This window comes from Chryseobacterium daecheongense, assembly GCA_027920525.1.
GTDB classification, from domain to species: domain Bacteria; phylum Bacteroidota; class Bacteroidia; order Flavobacteriales; family Weeksellaceae; genus Chryseobacterium; species Chryseobacterium proteolyticum.
Window position 1 is genome coordinate 4,770,707 of the sequence record CP115858.1, and the last position, 19,241, is coordinate 4,789,947.

Here is a 19,241-nt window from a genome sequence, read left to right on the forward strand (position 1 = left end):
GAATTGAAAAAGAGAAACTTTACGGTTTCTCTTTTTTATTGATCAGAATATACTTTACTGTGTCAGGCTCTTACTAATACCGTCTCGTATCGCTTCTCCAAGCACTTCAATATCGATATCTTTCAATGCTTTGAACTTAATACAATAACCGGTCACACTGGCTTTTCCTATTTTTTCACCATAGGTTTGGGATAAATAGTTTTTATCATCAATACCAAGAATGTAAATTGAAATACCTGTTGTATTAGCGCTGAGGCCAATCTGGTAAAAATCCCGGGTACTTCCATCAGCATATTTCATGATCCGGAAACCATATCCGATATTGGGATTGGAAACCGTTTTTCCTTCTTCATTTTTACCATCCAGAAACCATAATTTACATTCTGGCATCACTTGCAGAATGTACTGATGCAGGGTTTCCATATCTCGGCGTTTCGTGTCTGATTGAGTTGAAATGTAATGGTTGATTTGTTTTTGTATGGTCATCGTGGTAAAGTATATATTTTCTTCGTACAGAAATGGTTATAAGCTTGAAGAGTAAACTTATATGATAATTCTAAGTTTTGCTGAGTCTCATCTTATAACTTAAATAAAATAAAGATAGACTTATTACCAAAAATAAGCAACCACTGAAATAGACATAGATTTCAAATTGATTAAACCAATGTTCCAGATACAAAGCTTTAAAGGGAAATGATGCCTGTTTTAAAAATATAAGTAAAAAGCTGATCACAATAACAATTAAAGAATTGATCCAGCTTAATTTTCGTTTTGAGGTGATCCATATACAGATCAGGCTGCCAATAATAAACCCTACAGTCTGGTAATTTCTGATCGTACTGATAAGGTCATTGAATTGTATGGAATCAATATTGTTTTTCTCAAACAGTTCAACTAAACTACCAGAGTTTTTAGCCGAATTTAAAAACAACTGCGAAAGGTGTATATCCGTTAAATAGGAAAATAACCTTGGCGGAATAAGAATAAAGTTAAAAGCAATAATCTGGATGACGATGTATTTGATTTCTGTTTTATTAAAAATATTCATGCTAGTATGTAAGTAACAAAAATAGGAAAACAAAAAAGAGAAACCTTAAGGTCTCTCTAAAATCATTGATACATTTTTTACTTTTTACATTGTACAAAAAATCAAATTGTACAAACCTACCAAGGACTAATTCCAATCTCATCTTCAATATCATTACTGAAATACTGACCTGTTGGCCCGTTTTCATCAGTCAGAGTGTGCTTAATGATAAAAGAAGCAGCGCTTTCTACGGATCCCGGTCCGCTGTGGGCATTGAAGTCTGTTGCTGTATAACCGGGATCTATTACATTGACCTTAAAGGGAAGTTCCCTTAATTCATACGCCAAAACAATGGTGTATGCATTCAACGCTGATTTTGATGGCCCGTAAGCGGCTCCCTTTACATGATAATACTTCCAGCTGGGATCGCTATGTAAAGTCAGAGAACCGAGCCCGGATGTGATATTGCTGATTCTCGGGCTGTCTGACTTTTTAAGAAGATCTAAGAAAGCCTGTGTAACGCTGATCACTCCGAAGAAGTTGGTATCGAAGACTTGCTGGATGTCCTTAATAGAAGTTTCTGAAGCCGTTTGCGGATTGATACCCAGAATTCCTGCGTTATTGATGAGAACATCCAGTTTGCCCTGTTCCCTTTCAATAGTATTCCTCGCTTCCGAAATAGAATCGGGGTTGGTAACATCTATTTCAATTGCTTTGATATTCTGATATCCTTTATCCTGAAGTTCTTTTACTACAGCTTCTCCTTTTTCAAGACTGCGGCTTCCAAGGTAGACCAATAGTCCTTTTGATGAGAGTTGTTTTGCAGTTTCCAGGCCAATGCTTCTGTTGGCACCTGTGATTAATACTGATTTCATTTTCTTGTTTTATTTAGTGATGTAAAGGTGAGGTATTAAAAAATGAGATCTTTTGTCATTTGGCAAAAAGTGATTTTAGCGTATATTTTTTCTTATCCTGCTCAGGGAAGACTGTGTGATACCAAGATATGAGGCGATATAGGAAAGAGGAATGCGATTGACCACAGTAGGGTAGATTTCAAGAAATTTGAGATAACGGGTGGTCGCATCTTCTGAAACCAGAGGGCTTCTTCTTTCTACCTTCTGGATCAGTGCTCTTGAAATAATTTTATGAACAATAGCTTCCCATCCGACAATGGTCTGCAACAGTTCTAGCCAGTCTTTGCGTGAAAAAACGATCATCGTACAATCCGTAACTGCCTGAACGTATGTGCTGGAATGAATTTCGTTATCAAAACTTTCCAGATCCACGACCAGGTTATTTTCCTCGATAAAGTATTTGGTAATTTCTTCTCCTTTATTATCATAATAGCAGACCCGTAGAATACCATCAACGATAAATCCTACCTGTCTGGCAATTTTTCCGGCTTCGGAAAAATATTCATCTCTGGAAAGATGAAGTTCGGTGGATTTACTTTTTATAAATTCGATCTGCTGTTCATTGAGATTCCCAAACCTTAAAACGAAATTGAATAATTCTTTCATGCCCGAAATTTAGCTAAAGAAAATGATACCGTATTTGCCTTTTGGCAAAAAATACTTTTAAAGCTATTATGGTTTGCCGTACAATTATTATAGGGGAGTTTCCTGAACAATAAACAATTTGTGGATAATATTCAGAGAAAAGTAAGCGATATTATGTTTAAAATAGCTAAAATTGCCTCGCGAATTTTGTTTATACTAAAGAAGAAAAATACATGAAAAGGCTGGGGAAGATGTTTTTTGTACTATTGATAGGGACTTCAGAGTTAGTTTTGGCGCAAATCAAAGCAAAAGTAATCGGTATTAAGGATGGTGATACGATCCTGGTTCTTGATAAAAATAATAACCAGACCACATTACGTCTTGCTGAGGTAGATTGCCCTGAGAAAGGTCAGCCATTTGGAAAAAATGCCAAACAACTGACAAGTGATCTGGTGTATGGAAAAGAGATCCTATACTATAAAACCACTTCTGACCGTTACGGACGCATCATTGCCAAAGTATATTTCGATAAAGATCAGTACCTGTCCGAAGAGATTATAAAAAAAGGATTGGGATGGTGGTATTACCAATACTCCAATAATGAAAACCTTGGAGTACTTGAATCAAAAGCCAGAAGTCTTAAATTAGGATTATGGTCCGGAAGTGAAACAATTTCTCCATGGGAATGGAGGAAGAAAAAAAGAGAAGCTTCCCAACTTAGAGCAAAAGCTAAATTATCAGGAAATTCTCTAAGAGAAATAGCAAGGTAAATACTTTACCAGCTGTCAGGGTTGCTCATCAGAATAGTTTAAGAATATTCTTAATCTTTCGATATAGATATTTTATAACGCCATAAATTATTTGTTGAAAGAATATCTCCACAAGAATATGGAGTATTCCAAGAAATAACCGGATAAATAACTCAAGAATGATGGTCATTATTTACACGTCTTTGATAAAATCTTCATATTCATAGTAGAACCTTTCAAAGCCATCCATTTTTTCGACAAAAAATTCAAATATTTCGCTCCACGTATTTTTATTGAAAATTGAAACATGATGCTTTTCAATCCAGATCTTACTGATAACTTTTCCGTTTTCCAGTGTAAAAAACTCATCTTTATTAAAATCTCCCACATAATCTTTTAGAATGTCCTCCAAAGACCATATCTTTTCATAATACGCATTTCTGAAAATCTCATCCTTCATTTCAATATCCAGGGATACTTCGGCTTTTTTATTATCCGCATGGAATTTGAAAGAAAAATCTTTGATCTTGGTATCGTACAACATCCATTTTCTTGGAAAAGATTTCCCAAAGGCGGTCCAAAATTCTTTCTTTAGTTGCTGTGCTTCTTGTTTACTGAACATACCGCAAATTTAATGAATTATGAGGAAAAGGGAGGGGGGAGAGCGAAAAAGGCGAAAAAGCGGACTTACTTATTGGTAAAATTGTGAAAATCGCTTAATCGATAAAAACGCCTTAAGGCTGGAGAAATATATAGTAAAGATTGAAATCTTAGAGTTTGATAAAAGAAAAAAAGAGCTATTTAAAAGCAATCTTGCACCTCAGTGATTTTGCTATTTTCTATTCCAACAGCTTCACAATTAGATTATTTCACCATTCGGTAAATTAGCAATTTCGCAACTTCCCACATATGAAACTATTTTCTTAAATTTGCTGTAATGCTGTCAAAAAAATCTCAATATGCTTTTAAGGCACTTTCATATCTTGTAGAAAAGAGAAATGAAGGGCCAACCCTTATTTCTGAAATTGCGGAACATAAGAAGATTCCGCTTAAATTTCTGGAAAATATTCTGCTTGAACTCAAGAAATCTGATATCCTTGATAGCAAGAAAGGCAAGGGTGGTGGATACTTCTTTAAAGAAAATCCTGCCGATGTAAAACTGGCGAAGATCATTCGCCTGGTTAATGGTCCTATTGCAATGCTTCCGTGTGTAAGTCTTAATTTTTATGAAAAATGTGACGATTGCAACGAAGATCATTGTGGTTTGCACGATGTCCTCATTGAGGTTCGGGATGCTTCACTTAAAATTTTAGAAGAAAAAACATTAATGGATCTGATCGACTGATCGGGTCCTTTTTTTGAATTGTTAGTCTACTTTTTTGGTAGGATAATTATTTTGTTTGATATTTGCAGGATGCCAAATGAACAAACTATGATTTCAAAAAATGTTGCAGATACACTAATGTGGCTTTTGCAGAAGGAATGCAGAGGCCAGCTTATCAAAAATATGTTCTTACCTGAAAGTGTTGTTAAACTAATACTTGTATAGAATGGTCATCTCAAGAAAAATGCAGGTAAGGTTGAATGTATTACTGGTAACGGTTGCTATATTGGTTATTGTTGTTTTTTCCATGTACAGCCTGGGGTATCTTGATGAACTGACCCATATCCTCGCAAAAGACAATTATATATTTTATTGGATGTTGCTGGTGGGGGTTTTTGCAGAAATTGTTGCCGGATCAATGGGAATGGGTTATGGTGTGATTTGTACAACAACACTGCTTTTTCTTAATATTCCGCCCCATATTGTAAGTGCAAGTATTCATTCTGCTGAAAGCTTTACAACTGCTGCGGGAAGCATCAGTCATATCAAATTGAAGAATGTAAGCAAGACCTTGGTTAGAAAACTAGCTATTCCGGCGATTATAGGAGCCATCATCGGTGCATTATCCCTTACGTATCTTGGAGAATACTACTCTAAAATTACCAAAACCATTATTGCATTTTATACTTTATATCTTGGTTTTCAAATCTTATCCAATGCTTTTAAGCCTAAACAAAATAAAGCCCTGAAAAGAAAAACGAATCTCACCAGCCTGGGGCTGATCGGAGGGTTCATAGATTCTTTTGCAGGGGGAGGATGGGGCCCTTTGGTTACAGGGACTTTAATTAAGAATGCTTTTACTCCCAGATTTGCAGTAGGAAGTTCTACTGTAGCCAAGTTTATTTTAACCATAACTGCTGCAATAACCTTCTTTTTTACCCTGGGAATTCAGCATTGGAATATTATTCTGGGTCTTTTGATCGGAGGAATTATAACAGCACCTTTTTCAGCAATGCTCACTGCCAGATTACCGGTGAAAAAAATGTTTTTATTCATAGGAAGTCTGGTTATTGTAATGAGTCTGATAACCATATACAAATCCATTTTCAAATAGTACGATTATTGTGGAAAAATAAAAGGGTCAAAACGATTTTCAGTTTTGAAAATATTTTACTTTTACAGCATAATAAATAGCATATGAATTTACATATTGTTGCGCTTTTTAAGTTTAATGAAAATTACTTGATGGAAGCGGTAGAATTGTTTCAGACCCTGGTAAGAGAAACAAGAAAAGAAGAAGGCTGCCTGCAGTACGACCTTATTGAAGATAAGGATAATAAAGGAACTTTTTTTCTGATAGAATTATGGGAAACATCAGAACACCATAATAATCATCTGGGGCAGGATCATCTTCTCAATTTCCGTACGGATTCTTCCAGAATGATGGAAAGCTCAACGGAAGTATACAAAGGATTTAAAATCTATTAACAAACCCAATGTTAAAAGGCTGTTTACCATTGTAGACAGCCTTTTATTAGAAAAAATAGAAAGTATTAAAATTTAAGATTTTTATTTTACGATTAACTTTTTGGTTTCACTATTTCCACCATAAGTTATTTTAACAAGATAGGTTCCTGAAGTAAGCATTGATAAATTAAGGTCTTGCTTATAGAAACCGGTTTGATTGGTAAGCTCTGATTTGTAGACCTGTTTTCCTGAAAGATCATATACTTCTACACTTCCTTTATTGTTTGCCTTTTCTTTTACATCAAAAAGTACGGTCACTTTTTTATCAGCTGTTGTAGGATTAGGATACAATCCAAAGGAAGCTTTGGTGCCAACCTCTTTGATTCCTAAAGTTGAGCTGATATTTTTATATTTAAAATACATATTTCCTGTAGACGCTCCACCGTTAGAAGTAAAATACATTCTGTAATATTCCGAACCTTGTTTTACATAGTAAACAACATCATTATAAATCCCGGATGTTGGCTTCCATGAATGGCCGATTGATGTAATATTCGAGGAAAAAGCGGTGGATACTGGAATGTTTGAAGTTGCAACTTCCTGTGTTTCCGGTTGAACTTTTGCAACCTTAGTAGTAGGACTCTGAATAACTCCAGACATTCTGTACATCATAATATTCATATAGAATGTCCAATATCTTGTAAACATCAAATCCCAGTTTGCCTTTGGTGGTTCAAGATTAGCTACTTTGTCTCCCGTAGTAAATGAGAAATAATTAAAGTAGGCATCATCTGTTCCGTTCGCAATTGTTTTGGTTTGCGTTGCTTCCCACGATGATCCGTTCCATTTAGAATACTTAAAAGTATAACCACCGAAGTAATCGGTAATCATAAATTTTACATAAGTATTGCTAGAAAGGTATTTTAAAACAAAAATTACTTTTCCATCGATATGATGGGTCCCTCCGTTATAGTCTCCCCATCCGTACGTAGCTGAACCTTGCTCAAATGCTCCTTCCTGAAGAGAAGTCGTCTGGTCCGGATTATATAATGGAGATCCCCATGATGCTATATTGGCGATGTTAATATTATCCCAATCCGCTGGTACTGCAGAGGCCTGGTAAACCTCTATATTTTGGGCGTCATTGATTCTTGTTCCAAAACTCATACTTGAATTTCTAAAAAATGCAATATCCCATGAATCTGCAGGTTGTGAAATAATATTATTTGTACTGAAGTCAAAGAATACCCGGTTTTGATAGTTGGGACCAGTGGTTAAATTGACCGTTGTATACCCATTAACATCTGTTTGGGCTAATACTGTTTGATGTACAGCCAGTGCAAGCATTGAAGTCAAAAGTAGTTTTGTTCTCATCTCTTATTGTTAGTTATTTAGAATTATTCTACAAAATTATATATTTATTTTTAATGATTCTAAATAAAAACATGACTTTTGTCGTGTTTTAAGATTAATTTTTTTTAAACTTTAGCGTGACAGTAGACCCTTTCATGGATTTTGAACATAAAAGGCTGACTTCAAAAAGCCAGCCTTAACAAAACATAAGTTAATATCTAATAGATCTTATTTTTTGATGAATTTTGATTTTGTGACTGAGCCGTCTTTTGTTTCAATAACAATGTAATAGATACCTGTTTGTAATGTGCTGATATCGAATCTTTGATTATTTAACTTTCCTTCAGCTACTTTTTGACCCGCTGAAGAATAAACCTCAATATTTTTAAGATCTTTTTTTGTTACAAATTGCAATGCTGTGTTTTCTGGGTTAACAGCAAATTGGATAGCATCTTTTGATTTGATAGGGTCAGATACAGCCAGACTTGATGTAGTATTATAGACCACATTATCAATTTGGATCGCCACGTGGCTTGCTGTTGGTGTAAATTTGAAAACAATGTAGGTAGAAGTGGATGCAGGAATATTTACATTCACATTCACATTAGTACCTACGGTTGATAACGTTACAGGATTTCCAACAGGTGTAAATGTAGACATATCTGTTGGATTGGAAGCCAGCCCAATTTGAATACTGCCCGGACCAGGCGAAGGAGATACTAAGCTGGTAGTAAATGATAACGATTTATCTCCTGCAGGAGCAACAATCTGAGGGGTAATTAAATACGAAGGCTCGCTTGTATTGTTTCCCGAGTAAGCCTGAACAGCCTTGTTTGCATCAGTTGTAACGATCATTAACGGCGCTGGGGGAAAGGGCATCGGATTGGGCGCTAGTTTAGCAGTCCATCCGTTTTGGGGGAAAGTTGTGCTGCCTGAAGTGAAATTATCAAAATTCTCATTTATTGTTGGTAACTGAGCATTAATTGCAATCGCAGAAAACATTAAAACTCCAGAAAGTAATTTTAGATTCATAATATTATTTTTATTTAGAATTATTCGACAAAAGTAATAAATTATTTTTATCTGTTCTAAATAAAGCATTATATTTGTCGAAAATTTGTGTCTATGAAGAAGAAGGTGCTTTCTATACTCTCATTATCCATAGTCTTTTGGATGAATGCACAGGAAAAAGATTCTCTTAATCAGAAAAAAATTGAAGAAGTTGTTATCACAGGACAGTATATGCAACAATCGATCAATAAATCGATTTATAAAGTTGAAGTTATTGATGCTGAACAAATAAAAAATATGGCGGCGACCAACGCTGCTGACGTTCTTAACCAAACACTTAACATACAAATCACTCCAGATACCAATTCCGGAAATTCAACTGCTAATATCATGGGATTAGGCGGGAGCTATGTCAAAATTTTGATAGATAATATTCCGGTTGTAGGAGATACGGGTTTAGGAAGTAATATAGACCTTACGAAGATCAGTTTAAGTAATATTGAGAGGATTGAAGTTGTAAAAGGAAGCATGGGCGTGGAATATGGTAATGGTGCACTGGCAGGCGTTATTAATATCATCACTAAAAAAAGCAGTCATAAAAAATTAAGTATAAGAGCGGCACTACAGGAGGAAACGGTGAGGGATGGCTATGATTTAAGGAAAAGAGGGAAAGGCAGACATATTCAGAATGTGAATGTAGGTTACAACTTTAACGATCACTGGTTTACCAATATAAGTTTTAACCATAATCAGTTTATGGGATATCAGGGAAATAGTGAAGGATATAAGTATTTCGGACAAGATAATAAACGGGGTTATGAATGGAATCCAAAAGATCAGTATGAAGCAACAGGATTGATCAAGTACACCAAGAATAAAACTTCAGTTTTCTATAAAATATCTTACTTAAGCGAAAAATTTAATTTTTATAATCCTAAAGTTGACAGAATTTCACTTAATGACGGACAAGGTGGTGTAACCTATACAAGTACAGACAGGGAATATAATACGGAGCGTTGGCTTCATCAGTTGAATATTCAGACCAACCTGGGCCAGATCCGCTACACGGGAGATTTCTCTTATCAGAATCAGGATCGGAAGTACTTTGATTATGTATATGATATACCCAACAGAGCTAAAGATACCCATTATGATGAAAGATCTTATTACAAGACCGATGTATTTTATTCAAGAGGAATGTTCAGTAATTTTCTCGATAACAAGAAATTTGACTTCCAGTTAGGCTACGAATTAGACCATACCAATGGGTATGCTGCATTAATTGCAGGGGATTTTGACGGGCAAAATATCAGAAGAAAGATTTTTACCTATGGCAACTTTATTTCTGCAGAGTGGAATGTTTCGGATAAATTCTCAGTAAGACCCGGAGCAAGATTATCCCTTAGCAATAAATTTGATAATCAATTCAACTATTCGGTGTCTGCAAGGCTGAAAACATCTGAAAATTCCAATCTAAGAGGTATTTTCGGAACAGCCAATCGCTATCCTACCTATGATGAAATGTTCACTTATTTCGTTAACGTAAATCACGACATTCAGGGAAATCCTGATCTTACTCCTGAAAAAGGATATTCTGTCGGTGCATTCTGGGATCAGGGCTTCACCATAGGAAATGGATGGAAATTCAATTATAACCTGGAAGCTCTGTACGTTGATCTGAAAGATAAAATTGAAATGGTTATGATTAAAAGACCTTCCACTTATAAGTACATGAACATAGATACGTACAGAAGTCTTTTGTTTGGTGCCAATGCCAATATTGTCAAAGACCAGTTTACTTTAGGAGTAAGGACTTCCCTAAATGGTATTTCTGTGTCAAAACAAGATATGGATATTGCCTCACCAACGGACTTTCAGTATAATTTCCAGACAGGAGCTAATGTTTCCTATAAACTAAAAAATGCAGGAACTGCTTTTAATCTTTATTATAAGTATACGGGGCCGTCAAGGCTGTATGTATTAGAAGGTAATGCATTCCGCTTAGGGAAAAATGATGGATTCCACATGATGGATTTTATTGTAAGCCAGCCATTCTGGAAAAATCAGCTTGAGCTTTCTGCAGGAGTTAAAAACATTTTTGATGTTACTACCATTAATTCCACTGCAAACGGAGGAAATGCACATACTGCAGGATCTGATCGTTTGAATTTGTACTATGGAAGAAGCTATTTCGCAAGATTAATGTATCAATTCTAAAAAAAATATATCATGAAGTATTTAAAGATATTTTCATTTCTATTCATTATTGCTGCTGTACAGTCTTGTCTTTCAGCTGATGAAGATCCTGTTCAGGTTCCCAAGATGACAGGTTCTGAAGTAAGCGCCGATGTAGGCGGACCCACAGAAGCCAATCAGGTTTGGATCGACTTAAGTGATGCAAAAAATCATACGATCAATAAAAGGACAGACTGGGATCTTGGATTTTATACAGGAGATGAATATAGGGTAATTTTAAACGGGTCTATTGCAATGGCTGTTGCGAAAATTCCTAATGCTACGAACATCAATACTGTAAAAGAATCTGATGTAGCCGATCTGAAAGAAAAAGTTCAGGTAGGTACATTTGATGCTGCTAATATGAAGTATGTGGATAATCCTGATGGTAATTTTTTAAACCAGTCTTCAGCGATAGAGCCTATCAAAGAGAACGATGCTGACAATCCTGTTTATTTGGTTAACCTGGGGCGAAATTTAGCAGATCCAAACTCTAATATTGCTGCAGGATCTGTTTCATTATCATCCGATCCCAGAGGATGGAAAAAAATTCAGATTTTAAGAGCTCCTAACGGATATAAACTAAGATATGCCGACATCAATGCAACTACCTACCAGGAGTATATGATAACAAAAGATACAGAATACAATTTTAATTTCTTCAATCTTAAAACGGGTGCTCCAGCTACAATCCAGCCAAAGAAAAAGAATTGGGATTTAGCCTTTACCACATTTACCAATGAAGTTTTTATGGGCCCGGGAAATAGCGCAGGAAGCTATTTTTATGCTGATTTCATAATCACCAATACGGCCAGTGGAGTGGGTGCGTATCAGGTAACGGCTTCCGGAAACCTGGATCAGGCCTATAACTCATTTAAGTTAAGCAATGTAGATCAGGCGAAGCTTGTATCTACTGATCAAAGAGCAATTGGGGATAAATGGAGAACGACTACCGGAACAAGCGAAGTGCCGGGAGCATTCGTGTACGCTGACCGTTTCTTTGTATTAAAAGATGCTGAGGGCTTTTACTTCAAGCTTAGATTTAATAAAATGAAAGATCCTCAGGGAAATCGGGGGCATGCCAGTTTTGAATTTGAACCTTTATAATAAATCAATAAATAATATATCATGAAAAAGATAATTTTAGTAGCATCAATCCTTCTAGCAGTAGCTTCCTGCAAAAAAGCCGAAAGCGCAAAACAGGAAAATACAGCAGAAACAAATGCCTCACAAACGCCGAAAACAAATAATAAAATTGTGACCTTAAATGGAGGCATCACAGAAATAGTGAGTGCTTTAGGTCATGAAAAAGAAATTGTAGGAACTGATGTTACCAGTACCTATCCTGAAACTTTAAAAGCAACAGCTAAAGATCTGGGACATGTAAGATCAATGACCATTGAGCCGATTATGGCCGTAAATCCTACATTAATTTTAGCGTCTGATAAAGATATAAACCCTGAGCTATTAGGAAAAATAAAGTCTTCAGGTATAAAAACTGAAATCTTCAAACAGGAATATTCAGTGGAAGGAACTAAAAAATTAATTGAGCAGGTAGCAAAAGCTATTGGCAACACAGATTATCAGAAACTGAATGATAAAATCGATGCGGATCTGAAACAGGTTCAGCCGATTGCTAAAAAACCTAAAGTACTGTTTATTTATGCAAGAGGAAATATGCTGATGGTTTCCGGTACGAAGACACCAATGGATGCTTTGATCGGTCTTGCAGGCGGACAAAATGCAGTTACGGAATTTGAAGATTTCAAACCGCTGACCCCTGAGGCTGTAGTAAAAGCTAATCCGGATGTATTATTCTTTTTCTCATCAGGTTTACAGGGTGCAGGAGGAAACGAAGGAGCGCTTAAAATGCCAGGTGTTTCTCAAACAAATGCCGGCAAGAATAAAAAGATCATTGCTATGGACGGAGGACTTGTTTCAGGATTCGGACCAAGATTAGGAGAGGCTGCAGTAGGATTAAATAAGTTATTAATTGAAAACACAAAGTAAACTATACTTTTATCTATCTATAAGTGCCATACTGCTTGCTATCATAGCAGTATGGTCGCTTAGTACAGGAGTTTATAATTTTAACGGAGCTTCTCCGTATAAAGTTTTGTGGGAGGTTGTAAAAGGAAATGAAAATATATCGCCTAGCGATACATACGTGATATGGGATGTCCGTGCTGCGAGAATCGTTATGGCAATCTTAATTGGAAGCATGCTGGCGGTGTCCGGAACAGGATTGCAGGGACTTTTTAAGAATCCTTTGGCGACGGGGGATCTAATAGGACTTACTTCGGGAGCAACATTACTTGCAGCCATTGCTATTGTTTTAGGAGGACATTTCAAACAGTATCTTCCTGAGGTAGTACAATTTTCACTGGTGGGTATTTCTGCTTTTATCGGGGCTTTTCTATCCATGATGCTGGTATACAGGATTTCTACCAGCGGAGGTAAAACAAACGTGGTAATGATGTTGCTAACCGGTGTAGCTATTACGGCAATTGGTTTTTCAATTACCGGGTTTCTGATCTACATTTCAAAAGATGAACAATTGAGAGATCTTACTTTCTGGAATCTTGGGAGCTTGGCTGCAGCCACCTGGACAAAAAATATTGTTTTAGTCATTGTTTTGATTATCTCATATATCGTTTTAATCCCAAAAGGAAAAGCATTAAATGCCATGATGTTGGGTGAAAAAGATGCACAGCACTTAGGGATCAATGTAGAAAAACTTAAAAAAGAAATCATTATTGTCGTAGCGTTAATGGTGGGAACTTCGGTGGCATTTTCTGGAACGATTGGTTTTGTAGGTCTTATTGTACCTTATATTTTAAGGCTTTTGTTCAAATCGGATTATACCTTTATATTACCGTTGTCAGCTGTTTGCGGAAGTATTTTGCTGTTGACCGGCGATACATTCAGCAGAAGTATTGTGGAGCCTTCGGAATTGCCAATCGGTATCCTCACGGCATTAATGGGAGGGCCGATTTTTATAGCCATTTTAATTAAATTTAAAAAATCACTCTAATGATAAAGGCGCATCAGATCAGCTATAAACACAAAGAATTTCATATTCTGGATGGAGTGGACGTATCATTGGAATATGGTGAGTTTTTAGCTATTGTAGGACCCAATGGAGCTGGAAAATCAAGTTTATTAAGTGTTCTGGCCAACGAGGTGAAATCCGCAAAGCAAAAAGTTTTGTTTAAAAACAAACCTGTTAACGAATGGAATGTGGTTGAGCTTTCCAGGCATAAGGCTAAATTCTCCCAGCACAACAGCAATGATATTCCTTTGGAAGTAAAAGATGTTGTGATGATGGGGCGTTATCCCTATTTTGATGCGCAGCCGAGAAAAGAGGATCTGGAAGCCATGAACAATATGATGTATGAAACAGATGTTTTTCATCTGAAAGACCGTGAATACAATACCCTGTCCGGAGGGGAAAAGCAGAGAGTACATCTTTCACGGGTACTGGCACAGCTACAGAATGATATTGCCCACAAACTACTGTTCCTTGATGAACCACTCAATAACCTTGATGTTAAACATCAATACAAGGCATTGGAGATCATGAAGAGTTTTACAAAACAAGCAAACAGTGCTGTTGTGGTTTTACATGATTTAAATCTGGCCGCTCAGTACGCCGATAAGATATTACTCATGAAATCGGGAAGGGTTTCAGCTTATGGAACACCACAGGAAGTTTTTACTGCCGAAAATATAACTAAGGCATACAACTTTCCCTGTACCATCTGCGAGCATCCTATTACTAATAACCCAATGATCATTTTTGGATAACCATGCAAAAAGATGAACTTAAAATACTCGCTCAAAACTTAGCCAATCCACAGGGAGAAAAAGGCATTGAGATAGGCGAGATGATGAATGCAACCAATATCAGCATGACCTTGGAAAGCATCAAAACACTTTTGATAGAAGATAATGAATCTATCCTTGAAATAGGACACGGAAATGCGGGGCATCTGAAAAATATCCTGAGCAGAGCTCAAAATCTGAAATATACAGGGGTTGACATTTCCGAAACAATGTATAATGAGGCCCGGAAAATGAATAAAGACTTTGAAGGTCAGGCGGATTTTATATTGTACGAGGGACAAAAGCTCCCTTTTGAAGATAGGGTTTTTGATAAGGTTTTCACTGTTAATACGGTTTATTTCTGGGAAGAGCCGGTGGCATTCCTGAATGAAATTTACAGGGTTTTGAAGGATGACGGGACTTTCGTACTCACCTTCGGGCAGCGAAGATTCATGGAAACCCTACCGTTTACAGAATACAACTTTACCATGTACAGCAATAATGAAATGGAAGAACTTATCTCAAGGAGCCATTTCAAAAGAATGAAAATTTCGGAGAAAGAGGAGGATATCCCAAGTAAATCCGGAGCTGAAACCATACATAGAATTTATACAGTTTTAACCATAAAAAAATAAATAAAATGAGCACATTAGTTAACGAATTAAGAGAAAAGTGGGACGCTCTAAAAGAAGAAAATCCACATTTAAGAATAAGAAATGCGGCTTTACAGTTAGGTGTAAGCGAAGCTGATCTATTAGTGACTAATATCGGTGAAGGGGTAACCGTTCTGAAACCGGAATTTCAAAATATTTTAACTGATGTTGAGCAATTGGGTAAGGTGATGGCTCTTACCCGTAATGACGAATGTGTACACGAGAGAAAAGGAATTTACCAGAACGGTGACTTCAGCAGCCCTCATGCACAGCTTTTCGTGGGAGAAGATATTGATCTCAGGATCTTCCTGAACTCCTGGAAGTTTGCTTTTGCAGTTGTGGAAGGAGATAAAAAAAGCCTTCAGTTTTTCGGAAAAGACGGTTTAGCTCTTCACAAGATCTACCTGACAAAAGATAGCGACGAAAAGGCTTTTGATGCAATCGTTGAAAAATATAAGGCCGAAGATCAGAACGGAGTGTTCTCTTTTGAGGCTATTGCTCCGAAACCGGCAGAAAAACCGGATTCTGAAATTGATGCCGAAGCTTTCAAAAAAGCATGGGTTGAATTGAAAGATACCCATGATTTTTTCATGATGACAAGAAAATTCGGAGTGAGCAGAACTCAGGCTCTAAGACTGGCTCCGGAAGGTTATGCGAAGAAAATAGATAATGCTAAAGTGGTAAACGTTCTGGAGGATGCTTCCGAGAAGAATGTTCCGATTATGGTTTTCGTTGGAAACAGAGGAATTATTCAGATCCATACCGGTCATGTGAAAAAGACGCTTTGGCACCAGCAGTGGTTCAACGTAATGGATCCTGATTTTAACCTGCATCTGGATGTTACCAAGATTGAAGAAGCATGGATCGTAAAAAAGCCAACTGAAGACGGTGAAGTAACGGCTATTGAAATTTTCAATAAGGAAGGTGATTTTATCGTTCAGTTTTTTGGAAAAAGAAAACCTGGCATTCCTGAACTGCAAGAGTGGAAAGACCTTGTAGCAGAATTAGAAAAGTAATAGTTAGATGATTTGATTTGGACCGTTTTGTTTTTAAGATCAGAGCGGTCTTTTTTTAGGTGTTAAATCGCAAAAAGACTAAATTGCAAAAGGATTGAAAGGCAAAAAGATGACAGTAAAAAGGCTCATTTGCTATTAAATAGTTCAGCGATCCAGCCTTTAAGTCCTTTCACCCTTAACCAAAAATAATTACAATGAAAAATATTTTCGTATCAATATTACTGATTATGTTTTGTGCATTAAATGCCCAAAATTTCAGAGCTTATCGGTTTTATGATAAAGAAGGAAAAGAAATAGAAACAGAGCGTTTGGTGAAAGAACTTGCCAGTTATGATGTTATTTTTTTTGGTGAGAATCACAACAGCTCCATCAATCATTGGCTTCAGCTGAAAGTGACCGAAGCATTATACCAGAAGAAAAACGGACAGATTATTTTAGGAGCGGAAATGTTCGAGAGAGATAATCAAGCTCAGTTAAATGATTATTTAAATGGGAAATTCGATGCCAAAACACTAAAGGACTCTGCACGCTTGTGGAATAATTATGCAACGGACTATAAGCCACTGGTTGACTTTGCTAAAGAAAAAAAGCTAGGTTTCATTGCAACAAATATTCCCAGAAGGTACGCTTCCCAGACGGCAAAAGAAGGTCTGGAATCTTTGAATAGATTGTCTGCCAAAGAAAAAATATACATTGCCCAGTTGCCTATCAAAGTGAGTTTAGACACACCAGGATATCCTGAAATGAAAAAAATGATGGGAGACCATGCAGAAGGAACAAAAGTAATGAACTTCATTTCAGCTCAGGCAACCAAAGATGCTACGATGGCAGAATCCATCCTCAAAAATATCCAGCCCGGTAAAACTTTTATTCATTATAATGGTAATTATCATAGCAAGGAATTCGGTGGAACCTATTGGTATGTTAAACAAAAGAACCCCAATCTTAAAATGGCGGTGATCTCAGTTTTTGAATCGGACGATCCTGAATTGAAAGTTCCCGGGAAAGACTATATCCCAACAGATTTTAATTTGATTATTCCAGCCGATATGACGAAAACTTTTTAATTTTGAATGTTAAAAAGGTTGTACAATGTAAAAAGTATTCATGTATAATGATTTTGGAGGTCAGCTGAGAAATTGTATTCTTTTAATAAATGCAGGAGGAATATGTAATTTAATATACATTAATATAATTATTTAAAAAGATTTCTCATTACACTTTGTTTCATTCGAAATGACAACAATAAAAAAGGCAGCTTAGATAATCATGAATACATTTTACATCAATACATGAATACATTAATAATTAAAAAATGAAAAAATTATCTTTCCTGCTGCTTTGCTTCGTTAGCCTGGCTAATGCGCAAAAGCTGACCTCAAATGAAATTACAATAATTAATCAGGGAGATATTGGTTCTCCGCTTCCGATTTATCAGACAACAAATGCTGATCAGCACAAAACATTACTGAGTATTTCCAGTGAGGCTGATCCTGTTGATCCTAATACGGCGACACTGGTTAAAAGGATGAAAGAATCTCTTCTTTCTACCGATGGAGGAGTAGGAATAGCAGCTCCGCAGGTGGGTATTAACAGGAAAATAATCTGGGTTCAGCGTTTTGATAAAAAGGATAATCCTTTGGAGTATTTTATAAATCCTGTGATCATCTGGAGATCCGAGCTTCAAAACCTGGGACCCGAAGGAGATCTGTCCATTCCTGAATTCAGGGATCAGTTTTACAGGAGCAAAGTTATACAACTCGAATATGTTGATTTGAAAGGTCAGAAATACTCTGAGATTGTAGAAGGTTTTACAGCCGTTATTTTTCAGCATGAGATAGACCACCTTTTTGGAATTTTGATTTCTGATAAAAAAGAAAAAGAAAAAAATGATGCTTATCTGAAAGTAGATGCTTTTCAGAAAGTTAAATAAAAAACCGGCAGCCAAAAATTGGCTGCCGGTTTTTTTTATTTTTCAATTTTACTTAAAATAATATTGATGGAATTTTTAAGTTGCAACAGATCTTCAGGTTGAACATTGATCTTTTTCATAATCTTTTCAGGGACACCACACGCATTTTCCTTTAAATTTTTCCCCTGTTCAGTCAGAAATACCTGTACCACTCTTTCATCTTCTTTTTTACGGTTTCTCGAAATAAAGCCTTTGCCTTCTAATCTTTTGAGTAAAGGCGTTAATGTACCACTATCCAGCAGGAGTTTTTCACCGATCTGAGTAACTGGAAGGCCATCCTGTTCCCACAAGACCATCATCACGAGATATTGAGGATAGGTAATGTCCAGTTCATCAAGAAAAGGACGGTACAAACCTGTGATTTCCTTTGCGATTGCATATAAAGGAAAGCAGATCTGATTTTCCAGTTTTAGGTTTTCCGAATTTTCCATAACAATAGAATATGAATTGGGAATTGATATTATTTTCTGATGATAAATTCATCCATAGGAATACGTACTTTTTTCATAGAAGCCAGCCAGTCTTTTTCTTCATCACGGTATCCCAAGTACAGCAAACTTACACTTTTTAATCCTAATTCTTTCAAACCAAGAATTTCATCTACCACCTCATTACTGAATCCTTCTGCCGGTGTACTGTCGATTTTTAATTCTGCTGCCTGAGCCAAAGCTAAGCCTAAGGAGATGTAAGTCTGACGGGCGGTATGTAAAAAATGCTGTTCAGGAGTCTGCGCACCGTAAATTTCTTTCAATTTATCTGTATAGCTGTTGAAACGGCCTTTCGGAAGATCTCTTACATCAGTATGGTAGTCATACACTTTATCAATTTTCTCATTGGAATAATTATCCCACGCTGCAAATACAAGCACATGAGAAGAATCTCTCATCACTTCAGGGTTTAAAGCACCCTGAACCATTTTTTCCTTTAATTCCTGATTCTCTACTACAATGATACGGAAAGGCTGTAAGCCGGATGAAGTAGGAGCCAACCTTGCAGCTTCCAAAATCGTATTTAAATCTTTTTCCGATACTTTTTTTGTTGGATCATATGCTTTCACGGCATGTCTCCAGTTTAAATTTTCTATTAATGACATTGTTTTATTTTTTGTGA

At 36.4% G+C, this 19,241-nt stretch carries 22 protein-coding genes; 13 read left to right on the forward strand and 9 right to left on the reverse strand.

What is annotated here, in order from left to right; genetic code table 11:
* Positions 1-54: 54 nt before the first annotated feature.
* From PFY10_21355 to PFY10_21370, 4 genes are all read right to left on the reverse strand, one after another.
* Positions 55-423 carry a DUF1801 domain-containing protein gene (locus PFY10_21355; GenBank protein ID WBV56735.1) on the reverse strand — a complete coding sequence of 123 codons (369 nt, stop codon included), beginning with the start codon at positions 421-423 and terminating at the stop codon, positions 55-57.
* Positions 424-556: 133 nt separating this feature from the next.
* Positions 557-1,048, reverse strand: coding sequence for a hypothetical protein (locus PFY10_21360; protein ID WBV56736.1), 492 nt, complete (start codon positions 1,046-1,048; stop codon positions 557-559).
* A gap of 116 nt (positions 1,049-1,164) precedes the next feature.
* Positions 1,165-1,902 (reverse strand): SDR family oxidoreductase, encoded by a 738-nt coding sequence (locus PFY10_21365; protein ID WBV56737.1) that lies wholly within the window; start codon positions 1,900-1,902, stop codon positions 1,165-1,167.
* A gap of 75 nt (positions 1,903-1,977) precedes the next feature.
* Entirely contained in the window at positions 1,978-2,547 is a 570-nt protein-coding gene (locus tag PFY10_21370) for a Crp/Fnr family transcriptional regulator (protein WBV56738.1), read from the reverse strand.
* A 230-nt stretch (positions 2,548-2,777) separates the two neighbouring features.
* Between PFY10_21370 and PFY10_21375 the strand changes: the two genes are divergently transcribed.
* Positions 2,778-3,296, forward strand: a complete 519-nt coding sequence (locus tag PFY10_21375) for a thermonuclease family protein (protein ID WBV56739.1) — start codon at positions 2,778-2,780, stop codon at positions 3,294-3,296.
* A 172-nt stretch (positions 3,297-3,468) separates the two neighbouring features.
* On the opposite strand, the gene PFY10_21380 is transcribed toward PFY10_21375, so the two are convergent.
* Positions 3,469-3,897: a DUF4268 domain-containing protein gene (locus PFY10_21380; GenBank protein WBV56740.1), complete on the reverse strand. Its 429-nt coding sequence runs from the start codon at positions 3,895-3,897 to the stop codon at positions 3,469-3,471.
* Between the two features lie 315 nt (positions 3,898-4,212).
* On the opposite strand from PFY10_21380, the gene PFY10_21385 reads away from it, so the two are divergent.
* From PFY10_21385 to PFY10_21395, 3 genes are all read left to right on the forward strand, one after another.
* Positions 4,213-4,620 (forward strand): Rrf2 family transcriptional regulator, encoded by a 408-nt coding sequence (locus tag PFY10_21385; protein ID WBV56741.1) that lies wholly within the window; start codon positions 4,213-4,215, stop codon positions 4,618-4,620.
* 205 nt (positions 4,621-4,825) lie between these two features.
* On the forward strand, positions 4,826-5,713 hold the full coding sequence (locus PFY10_21390; protein WBV56742.1) for a sulfite exporter TauE/SafE family protein: 888 nt from the start codon (positions 4,826-4,828) through the stop codon (positions 5,711-5,713).
* A gap of 83 nt (positions 5,714-5,796) precedes the next feature.
* A complete protein-coding gene (locus PFY10_21395; GenBank protein ID WBV56743.1) occupies positions 5,797-6,087 on the forward strand; it encodes a putative quinol monooxygenase in 291 nt (96 codons plus the stop codon).
* 81 nt (positions 6,088-6,168) lie between these two features.
* Here the strand turns inward: PFY10_21395 and PFY10_21400 are convergent, their stop codons facing one another.
* Both PFY10_21400 and PFY10_21405 read right to left on the reverse strand, forming a co-directional pair.
* Positions 6,169-7,440, reverse strand: a complete 1,272-nt coding sequence (locus PFY10_21400; GenBank protein WBV56744.1) for a T9SS type A sorting domain-containing protein — start codon at positions 7,438-7,440, stop codon at positions 6,169-6,171.
* 207 nt (positions 7,441-7,647) lie between these two features.
* Positions 7,648-8,451 carry a choice-of-anchor J domain-containing protein gene (locus PFY10_21405; GenBank protein ID WBV56745.1) on the reverse strand — a complete coding sequence of 268 codons (804 nt, stop codon included), beginning with the start codon at positions 8,449-8,451 and terminating at the stop codon, positions 7,648-7,650.
* Between the two features lie 93 nt (positions 8,452-8,544).
* Between PFY10_21405 and PFY10_21410 the strand changes: the two genes are divergently transcribed.
* The 9 genes from PFY10_21410 (at position 8,545) to def (ending at position 18,092) form a co-directional block, all read left to right on the forward strand.
* Positions 8,545-10,647 carry a TonB-dependent receptor gene (locus tag PFY10_21410; protein ID WBV56746.1) on the forward strand — a complete coding sequence of 701 codons (2,103 nt, stop codon included), beginning with the start codon at positions 8,545-8,547 and terminating at the stop codon, positions 10,645-10,647.
* Between the two features lie 12 nt (positions 10,648-10,659).
* Positions 10,660-11,772: an HmuY family protein gene (locus tag PFY10_21415; protein ID WBV56747.1), complete on the forward strand. Its 1,113-nt coding sequence runs from the start codon at positions 10,660-10,662 to the stop codon at positions 11,770-11,772.
* Positions 11,773-11,793: 21 nt separating this feature from the next.
* Positions 11,794-12,675: an ABC transporter substrate-binding protein gene (locus PFY10_21420; protein WBV56748.1), complete on the forward strand. Its 882-nt coding sequence runs from the start codon at positions 11,794-11,796 to the stop codon at positions 12,673-12,675.
* On the forward strand, positions 12,659-13,699 hold the full coding sequence (locus tag PFY10_21425; protein ID WBV56749.1) for an iron ABC transporter permease: 1,041 nt from the start codon (positions 12,659-12,661) through the stop codon (positions 13,697-13,699). The genes PFY10_21420 and PFY10_21425 overlap by 17 nt, the downstream gene beginning before the upstream one ends.
* Entirely contained in the window at positions 13,699-14,472 is a 774-nt protein-coding gene (locus PFY10_21430; protein ID WBV56750.1) for a heme ABC transporter ATP-binding protein, read from the forward strand. Before PFY10_21425 ends, PFY10_21430 begins: the two co-directional genes overlap by 1 nt.
* Positions 14,473-14,474: 2 nt before the next feature.
* Positions 14,475-15,125, forward strand: coding sequence for a class I SAM-dependent methyltransferase (locus PFY10_21435; GenBank protein ID WBV56751.1), 651 nt, complete (start codon positions 14,475-14,477; stop codon positions 15,123-15,125).
* Positions 15,126-15,130: 5 nt separating this feature from the next.
* Positions 15,131-16,159 carry a hemin-degrading factor gene (locus PFY10_21440; protein WBV56752.1) on the forward strand — a complete coding sequence of 343 codons (1,029 nt, stop codon included), beginning with the start codon at positions 15,131-15,133 and terminating at the stop codon, positions 16,157-16,159.
* A 194-nt stretch (positions 16,160-16,353) separates the two neighbouring features.
* Complete coding sequence (locus tag PFY10_21445; protein WBV56753.1) at positions 16,354-17,226, forward strand: ChaN family lipoprotein; 873 nt, start codon at positions 16,354-16,356, stop codon at positions 17,224-17,226.
* A gap of 248 nt (positions 17,227-17,474) precedes the next feature.
* The gene (def, locus tag PFY10_21450) at positions 17,475-18,092 is read left to right on the forward strand and encodes a peptide deformylase (GenBank protein ID WBV56754.1); all 618 of its coding nucleotides are present in this window, start codon (positions 17,475-17,477) and stop codon (positions 18,090-18,092) included.
* 35 nt (positions 18,093-18,127) lie between these two features.
* Here the strand turns inward: def and PFY10_21455 are convergent, their stop codons facing one another.
* Together PFY10_21455 and PFY10_21460 are read right to left on the reverse strand one after the other, a co-directional pair.
* A complete protein-coding gene (locus PFY10_21455; GenBank protein ID WBV56755.1) occupies positions 18,128-18,562 on the reverse strand; it encodes a MarR family transcriptional regulator in 435 nt (144 codons plus the stop codon).
* A 29-nt stretch (positions 18,563-18,591) separates the two neighbouring features.
* Positions 18,592-19,224, reverse strand: a complete 633-nt coding sequence (locus PFY10_21460; GenBank protein WBV56756.1) for an NAD(P)H-dependent oxidoreductase — start codon at positions 19,222-19,224, stop codon at positions 18,592-18,594.
* Positions 19,225-19,241 lie beyond the last annotated feature (17 nt).

Excerpts from the sequence above, each read along its gene's own strand:
- PFY10_21355 (WBV56735.1), bottom strand. The coding sequence starts at position 423 with ATGGAAACCCTGCATCAGTACATTCTGCAAGTGATGCCAGAATGTAAA.
- PFY10_21360 (WBV56736.1), bottom strand. The coding sequence starts at position 1,048 with ATGAATATTTTTAATAAAACAGAAATCAAATACATCGTCATCCAGATT.
- PFY10_21365 (WBV56737.1), bottom strand. The coding sequence starts at position 1,902 with ATGAAATCAGTATTAATCACAGGTGCCAACAGAAGCATTGGCCTGGAA.
- PFY10_21370 (WBV56738.1), bottom strand. The coding sequence starts at position 2,547 with ATGAAAGAATTATTCAATTTCGTTTTAAGGTTTGGGAATCTCAATGAA.
- PFY10_21375 (WBV56739.1), top strand. The coding sequence starts at position 2,778 with ATGTTTTTTGTACTATTGATAGGGACTTCAGAGTTAGTTTTGGCGCAA.
- PFY10_21380 (WBV56740.1), bottom strand. The coding sequence starts at position 3,897 with ATGTTCAGTAAACAAGAAGCACAGCAACTAAAGAAAGAATTTTGGACC.
- PFY10_21385 (WBV56741.1), top strand. The coding sequence starts at position 4,213 with ATGCTGTCAAAAAAATCTCAATATGCTTTTAAGGCACTTTCATATCTT.
- PFY10_21390 (WBV56742.1), top strand. The coding sequence starts at position 4,826 with ATGGTCATCTCAAGAAAAATGCAGGTAAGGTTGAATGTATTACTGGTA.
- PFY10_21395 (WBV56743.1), top strand. The coding sequence starts at position 5,797 with ATGAATTTACATATTGTTGCGCTTTTTAAGTTTAATGAAAATTACTTG.
- PFY10_21400 (WBV56744.1), bottom strand. The coding sequence starts at position 7,440 with ATGAGAACAAAACTACTTTTGACTTCAATGCTTGCACTGGCTGTACAT.
- PFY10_21405 (WBV56745.1), bottom strand. The coding sequence starts at position 8,451 with ATGAATCTAAAATTACTTTCTGGAGTTTTAATGTTTTCTGCGATTGCA.
- PFY10_21410 (WBV56746.1), top strand. The coding sequence starts at position 8,545 with ATGAAGAAGAAGGTGCTTTCTATACTCTCATTATCCATAGTCTTTTGG.
- PFY10_21415 (WBV56747.1), top strand. The coding sequence starts at position 10,660 with ATGAAGTATTTAAAGATATTTTCATTTCTATTCATTATTGCTGCTGTA.
- PFY10_21420 (WBV56748.1), top strand. The coding sequence starts at position 11,794 with ATGAAAAAGATAATTTTAGTAGCATCAATCCTTCTAGCAGTAGCTTCC.
- PFY10_21430 (WBV56750.1), top strand. The coding sequence starts at position 13,699 with ATGATAAAGGCGCATCAGATCAGCTATAAACACAAAGAATTTCATATT.
- PFY10_21435 (WBV56751.1), top strand. The coding sequence starts at position 14,475 with ATGCAAAAAGATGAACTTAAAATACTCGCTCAAAACTTAGCCAATCCA.
- PFY10_21440 (WBV56752.1), top strand. The coding sequence starts at position 15,131 with ATGAGCACATTAGTTAACGAATTAAGAGAAAAGTGGGACGCTCTAAAA.
- PFY10_21445 (WBV56753.1), top strand. The coding sequence starts at position 16,354 with ATGAAAAATATTTTCGTATCAATATTACTGATTATGTTTTGTGCATTA.
- def (WBV56754.1), top strand. The coding sequence starts at position 17,475 with ATGAAAAAATTATCTTTCCTGCTGCTTTGCTTCGTTAGCCTGGCTAAT.
- PFY10_21455 (WBV56755.1), bottom strand. The coding sequence starts at position 18,562 with ATGGAAAATTCGGAAAACCTAAAACTGGAAAATCAGATCTGCTTTCCT.
- PFY10_21460 (WBV56756.1), bottom strand. The coding sequence starts at position 19,224 with ATGTCATTAATAGAAAATTTAAACTGGAGACATGCCGTGAAAGCATAT.